Source organism: Kitasatospora herbaricolor (assembly GCF_030813695.1).
Classification (GTDB): Bacteria; Actinomycetota; Actinomycetes; order Streptomycetales; family Streptomycetaceae; genus Kitasatospora; species Kitasatospora herbaricolor.
In genome coordinates this window covers 5,493,169-5,508,437 of sequence record NZ_JAUSVA010000002.1, presented here as the reverse complement: position 1 = coordinate 5,508,437, position 15,269 = coordinate 5,493,169, and the positions used below count along the sequence as shown (strand labels likewise).

Sequence of the window (15,269 nt, the reverse complement as noted above, 5' to 3'; positions counted from 1 at the left end):
AACGGCCCCGGGAGGGGTGGAACCGGTCAGACCGCGCTGCCGGCCTTCCAGGCCGCCCAGGTCATGTTCCAGCCGTTCAGGCCGTTGGACGGCTCGACCGTCTTGTCGCCGGAGTTCACGACCTCGACCACGTCACCGACCATCGAGCTCTTGTAGAACTTGTAGCCGTTGGTGGACGGGTCCTCGCCGCCCTTGGCGTCCTGGAGGCCGACGCAGCCGTGGCTGGTGTTCTGGCCGCCGAAGATCGCCGCGGGGGACCAGTAGTTGCCGTGGATGAAGGTGCCCGAGGTGGTGAGGCGCTGGGCGTGCGGCACGTCGGGGATGTTGTACTCGTCGCCGAGGCCGACCGTGGTGGAGTCCATCTTGGTCTGCTGGAACTGCTCGGAGATGACCATCCTGCCGCCCCAGGTCTTGTGCTCCGGGGAGCCGCCCGAGATCGGGTAGGTGGCACTGACCTGCCCGTCGGTGGTGACGGTGAGGGTCTTGGCGGCGAGGTCGACGACGCTGGTCTGGCTGCGGCCGACGGTGAAGCGGACGTCCTTGGACTGGGTGCCGTAGTAGCCCTTGGCGCCCTCGACGTCCTTGAGGCGGAGCTTGAGGGTGACCTTGGTGCCGGCCGCCCAGTAGTCCTCGGGCCGGAAGTCGAGGCGGGTGCTGGAGAACCAGTGCCCGACTATCTCGACCCCCGGCTGGGCCGTCACGGTTATCGCCTTCTGGACGGCCTCCCGGTCGGTGATCGGCTTGTTGAAGTTGATCGAGACCGGCATGCCGACGCCGACCACGGAGCCGTTCTCGGGGGTGAAGTACCCGACGAAGGTGTTGGCGGGGGTGGTCGTGGTGAAGGTGGTGTTGACGTCCGACTCCAGCCCGTCGGCGTCGGTGGCGGCGGCCGCGACGGTGTACTTGGTGCCGCTGGTCAGCGTGCCGGTGGAGGTCCAGCTGGCCGAGTCGGCGGCGAGCCTGCCCTCGACGGCCTGGCCGGTGGAGTCGGCGAGCCGGACGGAGCTGAGGGTGCCGGCCGTGACGGTGACCGTGACCGGCTGGGTGAAGCTGGCGTTGGCGGCCTCGTCGGCGGGCAGCACGGTGATCTTCGCGACGGAGGTCTTCGGCGAGTTGCTCGCGCTGCCGGTGGCGCTCGCGCCGGCGGTGGCCCCGCCCGAGGCGCCGGCGCCGGTGCCCGTACCGGCCGCGCCGGTGCTCTTGGTGTCGTTGCAGGCGGCGATCAGCAGGACCGGTGCGCCGAGCAGCCCGGCGAGCACTCCGCGGCGGGTCCAGGTGCCTTCGGTGGTGCCTTCGGTGGGCCGGTTTCGTCGCTCGCGTGCCGTCACGTCGTCGTCTCCCTGCTGCTCACCTTCGGGGCATTACGGATAGAAAGAGGCGTTCTGTCCTTCCGCGGTTGCACCGCCAACGGGAAGAGATCGTATGAGAACACTTATCTTCATGCCAAACATGGACAAACCGCCCGACCTGTGCAGTCACAGGCCGGGCGGTCGTCACAGCAGCTCAGCGGGTTTCCCGCTCAGCGGAAGGTGTCCGGAGTCACTCCGCGGACGCGGACTCCTCCACCGTGTACTCGTCCCAGCCCTCCCCCTCCGGGTCGAACTCGGTCTGCGCGGACTCCCAGGTGGCCGAGGCGAGCTCGACCCCGGGGACGTCGCCGAGCAGCGCGACCGGGTCGATGAAGTGGGCGAGCGAACCCGACGGGTCCACCTCGATGGCCTCGACGGACTGCGTCCGCTCCTCGTCGTCGAGGTACTCGTCGTTCTCCACCTGGGCCAGGGCGGCGGTCTTCAGGGCCTGCTCATCGGTGATCTCCGCGATGAGCTCGATGCTGAGCCGGACGTAGCGCGGGGCGTCCTGGCCGGTCAGTTCAGTGCTGGTCATGCGTGCGAGGTTACGGGAACACCGGGCCGGGCGGGCGCGGGCGGCGCACCCGTCCGGGCACACGGGAAGGCCGGCCCCTCCGAAGAGGGACCGGCCGTCTCGCCTCCGCCGGGGCTCCCCCACCCGGGAGCCGCGGAGACGCGCCTTTCGGCGCGGTTGGGTGCCGTGGGAGCCGCCGCACCCTGTTGATCCGGCAGTACCGGACAGGGGCGGGACGACGGCGTCCCCCACGGGCAGACACGGCGGGCCGGGTCAGGGCCGACCGACGTGTCCCAGATGACCGCGGTTGCCGGGGAGCCGCTCCCGGCGGTTGCTGTCATCTCGCTTCGGCATCTTGCCGTTGACCAATACGATGCACGACCGTTGTTAACCGGATGCTGCGCGCAGGTGACGCCGGTGTACCACTTCACGGGGTGGACGAAGTTTCACGGTCCGGACGGACCGCCGCCCCTGACCCCCGATCAGTGCCGGCGGTCCGGCCGATCGGGGGTCAGGGGCGGGGGCGCCGCACCGAAGGGGCCGCCCGGCGCGCGGCGGCCCCTTCAGTGCGCGGTGCGGATCAGTGCGCGGTGCGGATCAGTGCGCGGTGCGGATCAGTGCGCGGTGCGGCTGGTGAGGAAGCCCAGCAGGTCCTGACGGGTGACGATGCCCTGCGGCTTGCCCTCCACCAGCACCACGGCGGCGTCGGCCTTCTCCAGCACCGTCATCAGGCTGGTCACGGTCTCGCCCGAGCCGACCACCGGCAGCGGCTTGGACATGACCTTCTCCAGCTTGTCGCCGAGGTCGATCTCCTTCGCGAAGAGACCCTCCAGCAGCAGCTTCTCCGCCACCGAGCCGATCACCTCGCCCGCCATGATGTCCGGGTGCCCGGCGCCCGGGGAGACCACCGGCATCTGCGAGACGCCGTACTCCTGCAGCACCCGGACGGCCTCGGCGACCGTCTCGCTGGGGTGCATGTGGACGAACTGCGGGATGCCCTCGTGCTCGATGGCGTCCTTGCGGCCCAGCACCTCGCCGATGGAGGCCTCGTCGGTGGCGGACGGCAGGAAGCCGTAGTCGGCCATCCAGTCGTCGTTGAAGATCTTGGAGAGGTAGCCGCGGCCGCCGTCCGGCAGCAGCACCACGACCACGTCGTCCGGGCCGAGCCCGCGGGCGACCTCCAGCGCGGCCACCACGGCCATCCCGCAGGAGCCGCCGACCAGCAGGCCCTCCTCCTTGGCGAGGCGGCGGGTCATCTGGAACGAGTCCTTGTCGGAGACGGCCACGATGCCGTCGGCGACGCTGCGGTCGTAGGCGGTCGGCCAGAAGTCCTCACCGACGCCCTCGACCAGGTACGGCCGGCCGGTGCCGCCCGAGTAGACCGAGCCCTCCGGGTCGGCGCCGATCACCTTGACCTTGCCGCCGGACGCCTCCTTCAGGTAGTTGCCGGTGCCGGAGATGGTGCCGCCGGTGCCGACGCCCGCCACGAAGTGGGTGATCTTCCCCTCGGTCTGCTCCCACAGCTCGGGGCCGGTGGAGTAGTAGTGCGAGGCCGGGTTGTCGGGGTTGGAGTACTGGTCCGGCTTCCAGGCGTTCGGGGTCTCCCGGACCAGGCGGTCGGAGACGTTGTAGTACGAGTCCGGGTGCTCCGGTGCGACGGCGGTCGGGCAGACCACGACCTCGGCGCCGTACGCGCGGAGGGTGTTGATCTTGTCGGTGGAGACCTTGTCCGGACAGACGAAGATGCAGTGGTAGCCCTTCTGCTGCGCGACGATCGCCAGACCCACGCCGGTGTTGCCGGAGGTCGGCTCGACGATCGTCCCGCCGGGCTTGAGCGCGCCGGAGGCCTCGGCGGCCTCGATCATGCGCATCGCGATCCGGTCCTTGACCGAACCGCCGGGGTTGAAGTACTCGACCTTCGCCAGCACCGTCGCGCTGATCCCGTCGGTGACCTTGTTCAGCTTGACCAGCGGCGTGTTGCCGACCAGGTCGATGATCGAGTTGTGGTACCGCACGGGGGTCCTCCCGGTCTGTGGCCCTGCAGGTTTTCGGTACTTCAAAGACTATGGCCACGGATGGCCCACGCTCACCGATAGCGCGCGGTCAGGACGGGTACTCAGGGGTACACAGACACTGGAACGGCCCCGTCGGGGGCGACGCAAGGACGCGAAGGGGGGGACCGGATGCCAGGCGCGACACAGTCGCGGGCCCGGGTGGCCCGGCGGATCGCCACGGCGGCGGCGTACGGCGGGGGCGGGCTCGGACTGCTCGGGGTGGGGCTGGTCGGAATCCTCCTGACCGAGAGCAAGCTGGCCGTCCGGGCGGTCGGGATCCTGGACGGCGACCCGCCCAAGGCCGACGGGGTGTACGGGGAGGCCTTCGCGGAGCCCGGCGGGGACGTCCCCCCGCTCACCCTGGCCTTCCTCGGCGACTCGACGGCCGCCGGGCTCGGCGTGCTCCGCGGGCGGGAGACGCCCGGCGCGCTGCTGGCGGCCGGGCTGGCGTCGGTGGCCGAGCGGCGGGTACGGCTGCTGAACGTGGCGAAGTCCGGCGCCCGCTCCGCCGACCTGGCCCGGCAGGCAGAGCTGGCGCTGCCGCACCGCCCCGACCTCGCGGTGATCATGGTGGGCGCCAACGACGTGACCCGGCACAGCCCGGCCGCGCAGTGCGTGCGCCAGCTCGGGGAGGCCGTCGAGATGCTGCAGGCGGCCGGCTGCCAGGTGGTGGTCGGCACCTGCCCGGACCTGGGGACGATCAAGCCCGTCCGGCCCCCGCTGCGCTGGGTGGCCCGACGGCTGAGCCGGCAGCTGGCGGCGGCGCAGACCATCGCGGTGGTGCAGGCCGGCGGACGGACCGTCTCGCTGGGCTCGCTGCTCGGCCCCGAGTTCGCCGCCCGCCCGGAGATGTTCGCCTCCGACCGCTACCACCCCTCGGCGCAGGGGTACGCGACCGCGGCGATGGCCATGCTGCCCTCGCTCTGCGCCGCGGTGGACCTGTGGCCGGTGGAGGACGGGCCGGGCGAGGACGGCCCGGTGGAGGGCGAGGCGGTGCTGCCGGTGGCGGTCGCCGCCGCGGCGGCGGCCGGGCAGTCCGGCGCGGAGGTCGAGGCGGTCGGGCCGGACGGCGGCGCCCGCCGCTGGGCCCTGATCCGGCACCGGCTGCGGCTCGGCCTGCCGGACCCGGGCTCGCCCGCGGGAATCCCGGACGGGTCGGAGCAGGGCGGGCCCGCTCCGGCCCCGCGGCCCGCCGCGGCCCGGCCCGGGGACGCGGGTCCGGCGTCGGCCAACTCACACGCGGGGGCAGGTGACGCCTGAGCTACCAAGCGGTAACTTTCCTCCCGGGTGTCCACCCCGGCCCGGCCGGTCGCCCGGACACCAGGTAGCCGAAGGTCACTCAACGAGGAGCCCGTCATGCCCGAAGCCGTCATCGTCAGCGCAGCCCGTTCGCCGATCGGCCGGGCGTTCAAGGGCTCGCTCAAGGACGTCCGCCCGGACGACCTGACCGCCCACATCATCGCCACCGCGCTGGCCAAGGTGCCCCAGCTGGACCCCCGCGACATCGACGACCTGATGCTCGGCTGCGGCCTGCCCGGCGGCGAGCAGGGCCACAACCTGGCCCGCATCGTGGCCGTCCAGATGGGCATGGACTACCTGCCCGGCGCCACCATCACCCGCTACTGCTCCTCCTCCCTGCAGACCACCCGGATGGCACTGCACGCCATCAAGGCGGGCGAGGGCGACGTCTTCATCTCCGCGGGTGTCGAGACCGTCTCGCGCAGTGTCAACGGCACCTCCGACGGCATCCCGGGCACCCTCAACCCCTTCTTCGACGACGCGCTGGCCCGGACCGCCAGGCGCGCGGAGGAGGGCGGCGGCGAGTGGCACGACCCGCGCGCCGACGGCCTGGTCCCCGACGCCTACATCGCGATGGGCCAGACCGCCGAGAACCTCGCCGCCCTCAAGGGCATCACCCGCGCCGACCAGGACGAGTTCGGCGTCCGCTCGCAGAACCTGGCCGAGGCCGCCATCGCCTCCGGCTTCTGGGCCCGCGAGATCACCCCGGTCACCACCCCCGACGGCACCGTGGTCTCCACGGACGACGGCCCGCGCGCCGGCGTCACCCTGGACGCGGTGTCCGGCCTGAAGCCGGTCTTCCGTCCCGACGGCACCGTGACCGCCGGCAACTGCTGCCCGCTGAACGACGGCGCCGCCGCCCTGGTGATCATGTCCGACACCAAGGCCCGCGAGCTGGGCATCACCCCGCTCGCCCGGGTGGTCTCCACCGGCGTCAGCGCGCTGTCCCCCGAGATCATGGGCTACGGCCCGGTCGAGGCCTCCCGCCAGGCCCTGCGCCGGGCCGGCCTGTCGATCGGCGACATCGACCTGGTCGAGATCAACGAGGCCTTCGCCGCCCAGGTGATCCCGTCCTACCGCGACCTGGGCGTCGACATCGACCGCCTCAACGTCAACGGCGGCGCCATCGCCGTCGGCCACCCCTTCGGCATGACCGGCGCGCGCCTCACCACGACGCTGATCAACTCCCTCCAGTGGCACGACAAGCAGTTCGGCCTGGAGACCATGTGCGTCGGCGGCGGCCAGGGCATGGCCATGGTCATCGAGCGCCTCAGCTGAGCAACGCCCCCTCGGGGCCGGGCGCGTCACCCATTCGCCATGACGCAGAGTAATTGAGGGCCGGATCACATTCTGACCGTGATCCGGCCCTCGATCTGCTCCGATCCGGTTCGAAAATCGACACTCCGAAGTGGATCAACTCCGCTGCGTAGAACGGCGTTACCTAACAATTTGAGGACAAGTACGAAAGTCACGGACATATCGGACATCTGCCTCTGCAGTAACTCGCCCCCATGCGGCAGTGTGGAGACGTAACCCCGTTCCACTCCTCCCTAGGAGTACGTTCCGTGAGCGCCGTCTACACCGTTCTGCTGCTGATCCTCATCGCCGTGTCGACCTCCGTGCTGGTCCATCTCCGCGGCATCTCCCGCCACCTGGCCGCACGTTCCACCGCCACCGCCGAAACCCCCGTCGACGAGGCCGCGATACGCCGGGCCGTCACCGAGGCGCTGGCCGCCGACCGCGAGCGGGAGATCACCGAGGCCCGGGCGTTCTGGGCCGAGCAGGAGGCCCGCGCGGCCGAGGACGCGCCGCTCTTCGACACCCCGGGCGGGACCGGCGGCGAGTGGCCGCTGTTCTTCCCGCGTCCGACCGGCCCGCTGGAGGCCGCCGACAACGCGGGCACCATGGACCCGGAGTTCGGCGAGGCGCTGCGCTCCGCGCTGGAGGACCTCATCAACGACGGCGACGCCGGCGGCGCGACCGCGGGCGGCACCGGCGGTGGCGCGCCGCGCCCCGGCCACCCGAGCCACCCCGGCCACCCGGCCGGGATCGCGGCCGGCGAGGCCGGCGGCGACGCCAAGGCCCGCCGGGAGGCCGATCTGCTGGCCACCGGCCTGGAGGCCGGCCTGCTCGACGCCGAGCCCGCCGTGGAGGCCGAGCCGGCCACCGCCCCGGACCCGCGCCGGCACCCCTCGCACCCCGACTTCGTGCCCAGTCAGGCCCCGTCCCGCGAGTGGACCGACACCCGGCTGACCGCCCTCGCCGACGAGGGCGTCGCCCTCACCGACGTCCGGCCCGGCCCGCTCGGCACCCTGGACGTGTACGCCTTCGCCGACGGCACCACCCTCTGCGTGGCCCCCGGCGACCGCGAGGCGGCCTACCGGCTGATCGACGCCGTGCGGGCCGGCGAGGACGTCCGGTTGCTGGGCGGCTCCCGCTTCTCCGGCTCGTACTCGCTGACCTTCTCCACCGACGAGGAGACGGTCTACGTCCTGGCCGACCGGGTGGTCGCCAGCATCTGACGCGGTACCAGAGGGCCGGCCGGGTCTCGGGGTTACGCCCCGGCCCGGCCTTCTGCCGTTCCGGGCCGGGGCCGGCGCCGTTCCGGCGCCGGGCGACCGGTTCAGGCGCAGAGCTCCGTGGTGGCGGCGACCGCCGCCAGGGCCTCGGCCAGCACCGCGGCGCCGTCGGCCGGCGCGCCGGCGGGCAGGGCCCCGAGCGGCACCGGCAGGACCACCGGTACGGACCTAGTCGCGAGGCCGGCCACGGGCTCACCGGCGGCCAGGGCAGCCGCGAGATCGTGCCCGGCGACGGCCAGCTGGTCCCCCGCCGCGAACGCCCCGGCGTCCGGGAAGGGCCGCGGCTGCAGGCCCTCCAGGGCCTGCGCGACGGCCGCCAGCGTCCGGGCCAGCGCGAGCCCGGCCGCCGCCCGGGAGAGATGGCCCGGGACGGCCGCGAGCAGCCGGCTCTGCGGCATCGCGCGGAAACGATCCGCCAGACGGTCGACGGCTTCGGTCAGGGGTGTCGGTTCGGGCATACCGCGAGCCTAGCCGCGCCCCGGGGGCCCGTACGCCGACGGACCCCGGAGCGCGTGCTCCGGGGTCCGTCGGCGTACGGGCCGGCCGGTCGGGCGGCCGGCCCGGGACCGGCGGGGGTCGCGCCCCGCCGGACGGTGCCGGGCCGCGGCTAGTCGTCGCCGCGCAGGATCGCGATCAGGCGCAGCATCTCGATGTAGATCCACACCAGCGACAGGGTGAGCCCGAAGGCGGCCCGCCAGGCCTCCTGCTGGGGCGCGCCCTGCAGGATGGCCTCCTCGATCTCCGCGAAGTCCAGCGACAGGAAGAAGGCACCGAGGGCGATGCCGATCAGGCCGACCGCGATGCCGAGCGGCCCGGAGCGCAGGCCCATGTCCGCGCCGAAGAAGGAGGCGATCATGTTGATCAGCAGCAGGCCGACGAAGGCCATCGCGATGGTCAGGCCGATCCGCGTGTAGCGGGGGGTGACCCGGATCCGGCCGCTCTTGTAGGCGACCAGCATCGCGGCGAAGACCACCGCCGTGCCCAGCACGGCCTGGATGGCGATGCCCGGCCAGACGGTGTTGAACACCCTGGTGACGGCGCCGAGGAAGAAGCCCTCCAGACCCGCGTAGGTCAGGATCAGCGCGGGGCTGACGCTGCGCCGGAAGGTGACGACCATGCCGACGACGAAGGCGGCGAAGGCGGCGGCGATCGCGACGCCGTAGTTGGCGTCGGGCAGCGCGAACCACGCCACGGCGCCGGCGGCGACGAGGGTGAGCAGCGTCATGGCCGTACGGGCGACCACGTCGTCCAGCGTCATCCGCCCGGTGGCCAGCGGACCGGCCGAGGGCGCCCGGTACATCTCGGCCAGCTGGTCGTCGGTCAGCGGGGGCTGCCCGGGGGCCTGCTGCGCGTACGGGTTGTTGCCGTAGGGATTGCCGGCGTAGGGATTGTTGCCGTAGGGGCCGCCGACGGGCTGGCCGCCGGCCTGCGGCGCCTGCTGCGTGGTGCCGAACCCCGCGTATCCGGAGTCGCGGGTGAAGGACCCCTCCCGCGAGAAGACCGGGTTGCTGCTTCTCATGCTCATTCCCTCCGGGGCGGCACGGCGCTGCCCACGGGTCAAGGGTAATGGCTTGGCAAAGTTCGGCGGGTACGCCTCCAGGAGGAAATCCGCCGGGGCGTCGCGGGGGCCGGCGCCGAACGCCCCCGCGATCCGAGTGTGGTGCCCGGAGCCGGACTCGAACCGGCACGGCCTCGCGGCCAAGCAGTTTTAAGCTGCCCGTGTCTGCGTTCCACCATCCGGGCGTGAGCCGCTCCGCACCGTGCGGGCCACGCCCTGAGCCTAGTCGCCCGGATCCCTCTTTCGCATGTTCGCAGCCAGGGAATTTGTCATGTTTCCTTGCCATCTGACGAACTGTTCGCAATTCGGCCACGGCAGGCGAGTGATCCGGCCAGCGCCCGTCCTCAGGGTCCGTGTCATACCGCAGGATGAGGCGGCCCACCTGGACGTACGCCCAGCGGCGGTAGGGCCAACCGTTCCCCGGATCGACGAAAACCATGATCACGTGGCGGAGCATGGAGGTAAGGCCCGGGCCCGTGCCCCGCCCGTCCCACCACCCCCTCGTTCCCCAAGGAGTTCCCCGTGACCACGACGACCGCAACCGCCGTCCGCACCGGCCAGGCGGCCGCCCGCGCCACCGGCCTCAACAAGGTCTACGGGGAGGGCGAGACCAGGGTGGTCGCGCTCGACAACGTCAGCGTCGTCTTCCCGCAGGGCGAGTACACCGCGATCATGGGCCCGTCCGGCTCCGGCAAGTCCACCCTGATGCACTGCATGGCCGGGCTGGACACCGTCTCCTCCGGCTCCTCGATGATCGGCGACACCGAGCTGGTCGGCCTCAAGGACAAGCAGCTGACCCAGCTGCGCCGCGACCACATCGGCTTCATCTTCCAGGCCTTCAACCTGCTGCCGACGCTGACCGCGCTGGAGAACATCACCCTCCCGATGGACATCGCCGGCCGGAAGGCCGACAAGCAGTGGCTGGACCGCGTGGTCGAGACCGTCGGCCTCTCCGGCCGCCTCTCGCACCGCCCCTCCCAGCTCTCGGGCGGCCAGCAGCAGCGGGTCGCCTGCGCCCGCGCGCTGGCGAGCAAGCCCGACATCATCTTCGCCGACGAGCCCACCGGGAACCTCGACTCCCGCTCCGGCGCGGAGATCCTCTCCTTCCTGCGCAACTCGGTGCGCGAGCTGGGCCAGACCGTGGTGATGGTCACTCACGACCCGGTGGCCGCCGCCTACGCGGACCGCGTGGTCTTCCTCGCCGACGGCCGGATCGTCGACGAGCTGCTCTCCCCGACCGCCGACAGCGTGCTGGACCGGATGCGCCGGTTCGACGCCAAGGGCCGTACGAGCTGACGGGCCGGCGGACCACCGCCCCCGCCCGCCCGTACCGACTCCTTCACCCTGGACGCATCCATGTATCGCACCGCACTGCGCAACGTGCTGGCCCACAAGGGCCGCCTGCTGATGACGGCCCTGGCCGTCATGCTGGGCACGGCCTTCGTGGCCGGCACCATGGTCTTCTCCGACACGTTCGGCAAGGCCATGTCCAACAGCTACTCCAAGAGCTTCTCGGACGTCTCCGTCCAGGTCACCGACCCCGCCGCCGGCAACGAGGCCCGCGCCCGGGAGAAGAGCGAGCGCAGTCCGGCCGCGCTGACCGACGCCACCGTCCGGCAGATCGCGGCGCTGCCCGGCACCGCCGCCGCCCGCGGCGTGGTCGGCGGCTTCACCGGCGTCGCCGACAAGAAGGGCAACCTGATCGGCGAGGCGTGGACGGCGCGCGGCGCCAACTACGCCCCCGGCCCCGACGGCAAGGACACCCGCTACCCGATCGCCGAGGGTCGCGGACCGCAGGCCGCCAAGGAGGTCGCCCTCGACCGGGGGACGGCCGACAAGGCCGGCTACAAGGTCGGCGACACCGTCCGGGTGGCCTCCAACGGCCCGGTCCTGGACGCCACCCTGACCGGCATCTTCGACACCGACGACCCCCAGGTGGTCTCCGGCGGCACCCTCACGCTCTTCGACCGCGCCACCGCCCAGCAGCTGCTGCTGACCCCGGGTCAGTACAGCAGCATCGTGGTGACGGCCAAGCCCGGTACCGGCGAGAGCGCCCTGGTCGACGCGGTCCGCCCGGTGATCCCGGCCGACGGCGACCGGTTCAGGATCGAGACCGGCCAGGAGCTCAAGGACGAGCAGACGAAGATGATCGCCGACGGCACCAACAGCATGAAGACGATGCTGCTGGTCTTCGCCGCGATCTCGCTCTTCGTCGGCATCTTCATCATCGCCAACACCTTCACCATGCTGATCGCCCAGCGCACCAAGGAGCTGGCGCTGCTGCGCGCCGTCGGCGCCAGCCGCAAGCAGGTCACCCGCTCGGTGCTGGTCGAGGCGCTGGTGATCGGCGCGGTCTCCTCGGTGGCCGGCCTGGTCGCCGGCATCGGGATCGGTGCCGGCATGCAGGCGCTGATCGGCGCCATCGGCACCGGGATGCCCTCGGGCCCGCTGGTGATCGCGCCGCTGACGATCGCGGTCGCGCTGCTGGTCGGCGTCCTGGTGACGGTGCTCTCCGCCCTGCTGCCGGCCGTCCGGGCCGCGCGGATCGCCCCGGTGGCCGCGATGAGCAGCGGCGACCAGCCCAGCACCCAGAAGAGCCTGGTGATCCGCAACGCGATCGGTTCGGTGCTGGCCGGCGGCGGCCTGGCCCTGGTCGCCTACGGCGCCTCCACCGGCAACGACTCCGGCCGGGCCCCGGTCGGCCTGGGCGCCGCCCTCGCGCTGATCGGCGTCTTCGTCCTGCTGCCGCTGCTCTCCCGCCCGGTGATCGCGCTGGTCGGGCCGGTGCTCGGCAAGCTGTTCGGCACGCCCGGCAAGCTGGCGCGGCAGAACGCGGTGCGCAACCCGCGCCGCACCGCCGCCACCGCGGCGGCCCTCACCATCGGCCTGACCCTGGTGAGCGCCCTGACCGTGCTCGGCGCCTCGGTCGGCGGAGCCGTCGACAAGGCCGTGACCAGCGCGATGAAGGCGGACTACAACGTCGCCATGGCCAACGGCATGGCGCTGTCCCCGCAGGTCCCGGCGGAGATCGCGAAGACCTCCGGGGTGAGCGCCTCCTCGGCGCTGACCGCCGTCTACTGGCAGCTCGACGACCGCACCCGGTCGATCACCGGCATCGACGCCCGGAGCGCGGACCAGCTGCTCTCCCTCACGTACACCAGCGGCTCCGGCGCCGGCCTCGGCAAGGGCGAGATCCTGGTGGACGGCGACCTCGCGAAGAGCAAGGGCCTGGCACCCGGCAGCACCGTCGCGGTGACCTACCCGGACGACACCAAGGGCACCTACAAGGTCGGCGGCGTCTTCGAGAAGAACGAGATGCTCAGCCCGGTGGTCCTGGACAACGCCGAGATCGCCAAGCACGACCAGGACCCGTACATCACCGACGTCCTGGTGAAGGGCGCCGGCGGCGAGAGCGGTTCGCTGAAGCAGTCCCTGAAGGACGCCACCGGCTCCAACCCGGTCATCGAGGTGAAGACCAAGCAGGACGTCCGGGACGAGTTCAGCCAGATCATCACCTTCGCGCTGAACATGATGTACGGCCTGCTGGCGATGTCCGTGATCGTCGCGATCCTCGGCGTCATCAACACGCTGGCCATGTCGGTCTTCGAGCGCAAGCGCGAGATCGGGATGCTGCGGGCGATCGGCCTGGACCGCACCGGCATCAAGCGGATGGTCCGTCTGGAGTCCGTGGTGATCTCGGTCTTCGGCGCCCTGGTGGGTGTCCTGCTCGGCTGCTTCATGGCCTGGGCGGTCAACGGCACCATGAAGTCCAGCATCTCCGGGCTGACCACGGTCGTCCCGTACGACAAGATGGCGCTCTTCCTGGCGCTGGCCGGGCTGGTCGGCCTGGTGGCGGCGTTCTGGCCGGCCCGCCGGGCGTCCAGGCTCGACATCCTGGACAGCATCAAGACCGACTGAGCCGGGCGGGCGGCGCGCCGCCGCACCGGACGGCACGAGGCGGAGGACCTCGTCCGGCCCCTGAGGGGGCGGGGCGGGGTCCTCCGCGTCCGTCCCGGGCCGGTGGCCGCTCGACGGCCCCGCCCGGGCGCCCCGCGCACCGCCGCGGCGCCACGCCACGGCGGTGCGGCGGCGGACATGCGAGAAGGACCCCGCCTCGGCCCCTGAGGGAGGGGGCGGCGGGGTCCTTCTCGTATCGGTCCGTCTCGCTACTGCTGTACTCCGCCCGGTCGCACGGCCGGCTGAGCACCACGGAGGTCGTGGTCCGGCGACACTGCCGGGCGGAGGGCCTCCGACACATACCCGGGCGCTCCCACGCCCGGGCCGGGTCGTTACTTGCTGGTGGCGAGTTCCTTCTCGGCGGGCTTGGCCTCGACCGGCTTGGGGGCCGGCGCGGTCGCCTCCTGGAAGGCCTCGAACGGCTTCTCCATCTCGGCGAGGCCGACGGTCTCGCGCTTGAGGAACATCGCGAGGGTCCAGTCGGTGAAGACCCGGACCTTGCGGTTCATGGTCGGTACCCGGCTGCCGTGGTACAGGCGGTGGAACCACCAGGCCGGACGGCCCTTCAGCTTGTACTTGCCGAAGAGGATCGCCACGCCCTTGTGCAGGCCGAGACCGGCCACCGCACCGAGGTTCTTGTGCTTGTACGTGGCCTGCGGGAAGCCCCGCATGCCCGCGATCACGTTGTCGCCGAGGACGATCGCCTGACGGACGGCGTGCTGCGCGTTCGGCGGGCACCAGGCGCCCTCGCCGACGGCGAGGTCAGGCACCTGGGCGTTGTCGCCGGCGGCCCAGACGTAGTCGAAGCCCTGGACCTGGAGGGTCGGCGCGGTGTCGACGTGGCCACGGGGGCCGAGCGGCAGGCCGAAGTGGTTCAGGACCGGGTTGGGCTTGACGCCCGCCGTCCACACGATGGTGGAGGCGTCGGCCTCGACGCCGTTCTTCAGCACGACGTGCTGGTCGACGCAGGAGTCCATCGAGGTCTCGATGTAGATCTCGATGTTGCGCTCTTCGAGCTTTTCCTTGGTCCACAGACCGAGGTCCGGGCCCATCTCCGGGAGGATGCGGTTGGCCGCCTCCACCAGGATGAAGCGCATGTCGTCGCGGCTGACGGTCTTGTAGATCTTCGCCGCGTCCCGCGCCATGTCCTCGACCTCGGCGATGGTCTCGACGCCGGCGAAGCCGCCGCCGATGACCACGAAGGTGAGGGCCTTGCGACGGACGTCCGGGTCCGTGGTGGACTCGGCCTTGTCCAGCTGCGCCATGACGTGGTTGCGGAGGCTGATCGCCTCTTCGACCGTCTTCATGCCGATGCCGTGCTCGGCCAGGCCGGGGATCGGGAAGGTGCGGGAGACCGAGCCGGTGGCCACGACGAGGTAGTCGAAGGGCAGCTCGTAGGTCCCGCCGGCCGGCGGCGCGATGGTGGCGACCTTGCGCGCGTGGTCCACGCCGGTCACGTGACCGGTGAGCACCTCCGCGTTCTTGAGGGCGCTGCGCAGCGGCGCGACGAGGTTGCGAGGCGCGACGTTGCCGCCGGCCGCCTCGGGGAGGAAGGGCAGGTACGTCATGTACGACCGCGGGTCGACGACCGTGACGGTCGCCTCCCCGTAGCGCATCTTCTTGAGGATGCGCATCGCGGCATACAGGCCGACGTAACCACCGCCGACAATGAGGATGCGAGGACGCTCCGTGGTGCTCATATCCGAAAGTATCCAGCACCGTCCGAGGCGCCCTTCGTGAGGCCCGTCACAGGGGTCTGGACACCCTGTGCTACACTACGCGGCCACTCGGGGCGGGGCGGGACTTCCGCTCACTCGTAACAGCTGTTGCCTGTGAGCACAATCGTTCGATCGACCCGCGTGAGCAGCAACGATCCGTGCGGCGCTTGGGTTCCCCACTGCCGATTGCGATTCCACCGCCGGAGCGCGGGACGGCCTGCGAACCAGCGGCCTACGCCTG

Annotated in this window: 11 protein-coding genes and 1 tRNA gene; 5 read left to right on the top strand and 7 right to left on the bottom strand. The window is 71.8% G+C overall.

Annotated elements, in window-relative coordinates; translation table 11 throughout:
• Positions 1 to 26 precede the first annotated feature (26 nt).
• The 3 genes from J2S46_RS24460 to J2S46_RS24450 form a co-directional block, all read right to left on the bottom strand.
• A complete protein-coding gene (locus tag J2S46_RS24460; RefSeq protein ID WP_229912881.1) occupies positions 27 to 1,328 on the bottom strand; it encodes a L,D-transpeptidase in 1,302 nt (433 codons plus the stop codon).
• Positions 1,329 to 1,539: 211 nt separating this feature from the next.
• Positions 1,540 to 1,884, bottom strand: coding sequence for a hypothetical protein (locus tag J2S46_RS24455; RefSeq protein WP_191291174.1), 345 nt, complete (start codon positions 1,882 to 1,884; stop codon positions 1,540 to 1,542).
• A 593-nt stretch (positions 1,885 to 2,477) separates the two neighbouring features.
• Entirely contained in the window at positions 2,478 to 3,878 is a 1,401-nt protein-coding gene (locus J2S46_RS24450; protein WP_191291173.1) for a cystathionine beta-synthase, read from the bottom strand.
• Between the two features lie 168 nt (positions 3,879 to 4,046).
• Here J2S46_RS24450 and J2S46_RS24445 point away from each other — a divergent pair, with 168 nt between their 5' ends.
• The 3 genes from J2S46_RS24445 (at position 4,047) to J2S46_RS24435 (ending at position 7,738) form a co-directional block, all read left to right on the top strand.
• Positions 4,047 to 5,177: an SGNH/GDSL hydrolase family protein gene (locus J2S46_RS24445; RefSeq protein WP_191291172.1), complete on the top strand. Its 1,131-nt coding sequence runs from the start codon at positions 4,047 to 4,049 to the stop codon at positions 5,175 to 5,177.
• 96 nt (positions 5,178 to 5,273) lie between these two features.
• Positions 5,274 to 6,494, top strand: a complete 1,221-nt coding sequence (locus J2S46_RS24440; RefSeq protein WP_191291171.1) for an acetyl-CoA C-acetyltransferase — start codon at positions 5,274 to 5,276, stop codon at positions 6,492 to 6,494.
• Between the two features lie 287 nt (positions 6,495 to 6,781).
• Positions 6,782 to 7,738, top strand: a complete 957-nt coding sequence (locus tag J2S46_RS24435) for a hypothetical protein (protein WP_191291170.1) — start codon at positions 6,782 to 6,784, stop codon at positions 7,736 to 7,738.
• Between the two features lie 101 nt (positions 7,739 to 7,839).
• On the opposite strand, the gene J2S46_RS24430 is transcribed toward J2S46_RS24435, so the two are convergent.
• The 3 genes from J2S46_RS24430 to J2S46_RS24420 all read right to left on the bottom strand — a co-directional run bounded on the left by J2S46_RS24430 (position 7,840) and on the right by J2S46_RS24420 (position 9,538).
• Positions 7,840 to 8,253 carry a hypothetical protein gene (locus J2S46_RS24430; RefSeq protein ID WP_191291169.1) on the bottom strand — a complete coding sequence of 138 codons (414 nt, stop codon included), beginning with the start codon at positions 8,251 to 8,253 and terminating at the stop codon, positions 7,840 to 7,842.
• A gap of 149 nt (positions 8,254 to 8,402) precedes the next feature.
• Positions 8,403 to 9,314, bottom strand: a complete 912-nt coding sequence (locus J2S46_RS24425) for a Bax inhibitor-1/YccA family protein (RefSeq protein WP_191291168.1) — start codon at positions 9,312 to 9,314, stop codon at positions 8,403 to 8,405.
• A gap of 139 nt (positions 9,315 to 9,453) precedes the next feature.
• A tRNA-Leu gene (locus tag J2S46_RS24420) sits at positions 9,454 to 9,538 on the bottom strand.
• Positions 9,539 to 9,875: 337 nt separating this feature from the next.
• Here J2S46_RS24420 and J2S46_RS24415 point away from each other — a divergent pair.
• Both J2S46_RS24415 and J2S46_RS24410 read left to right on the top strand, forming a co-directional pair.
• Positions 9,876 to 10,649, top strand: a complete 774-nt coding sequence (locus J2S46_RS24415) for an ABC transporter ATP-binding protein (RefSeq protein ID WP_073925156.1) — start codon at positions 9,876 to 9,878, stop codon at positions 10,647 to 10,649.
• A 60-nt stretch (positions 10,650 to 10,709) separates the two neighbouring features.
• Positions 10,710 to 13,271: an ABC transporter permease gene (locus J2S46_RS24410; RefSeq protein WP_191291167.1), complete on the top strand. Its 2,562-nt coding sequence runs from the start codon at positions 10,710 to 10,712 to the stop codon at positions 13,269 to 13,271.
• Between the two features lie 371 nt (positions 13,272 to 13,642).
• Here J2S46_RS24410 and J2S46_RS24405 read toward each other — a convergent pair whose 3' ends face one another.
• A complete protein-coding gene (locus J2S46_RS24405) occupies positions 13,643 to 15,010 on the bottom strand; it encodes an NAD(P)/FAD-dependent oxidoreductase (protein WP_190210605.1) in 1,368 nt (455 codons plus the stop codon).
• Between the last annotated feature and the right edge of the window lie 259 nt (positions 15,011 to 15,269).

Bases quoted from the DNA above. Each gene is read 5' to 3' on its own strand.
- J2S46_RS24455 (WP_191291174.1), bottom strand. From the start codon at position 1,884: ATGACCAGCACTGAACTGACCGGCCAGGACGCCCCGCGCTACGTCCGG.
- J2S46_RS24445 (WP_191291172.1), top strand. From the start codon at position 4,047: ATGCCAGGCGCGACACAGTCGCGGGCCCGGGTGGCCCGGCGGATCGCC.
- J2S46_RS24440 (WP_191291171.1), top strand. From the start codon at position 5,274: ATGCCCGAAGCCGTCATCGTCAGCGCAGCCCGTTCGCCGATCGGCCGG.
- J2S46_RS24430 (WP_191291169.1), bottom strand. From the start codon at position 8,253: ATGCCCGAACCGACACCCCTGACCGAAGCCGTCGACCGTCTGGCGGAT.
- J2S46_RS24425 (WP_191291168.1), bottom strand. From the start codon at position 9,314: ATGAGAAGCAGCAACCCGGTCTTCTCGCGGGAGGGGTCCTTCACCCGC.
- J2S46_RS24410 (WP_191291167.1), top strand. From the start codon at position 10,710: ATGTATCGCACCGCACTGCGCAACGTGCTGGCCCACAAGGGCCGCCTG.
- J2S46_RS24405 (WP_190210605.1), bottom strand. From the start codon at position 15,010: ATGAGCACCACGGAGCGTCCTCGCATCCTCATTGTCGGCGGTGGTTAC.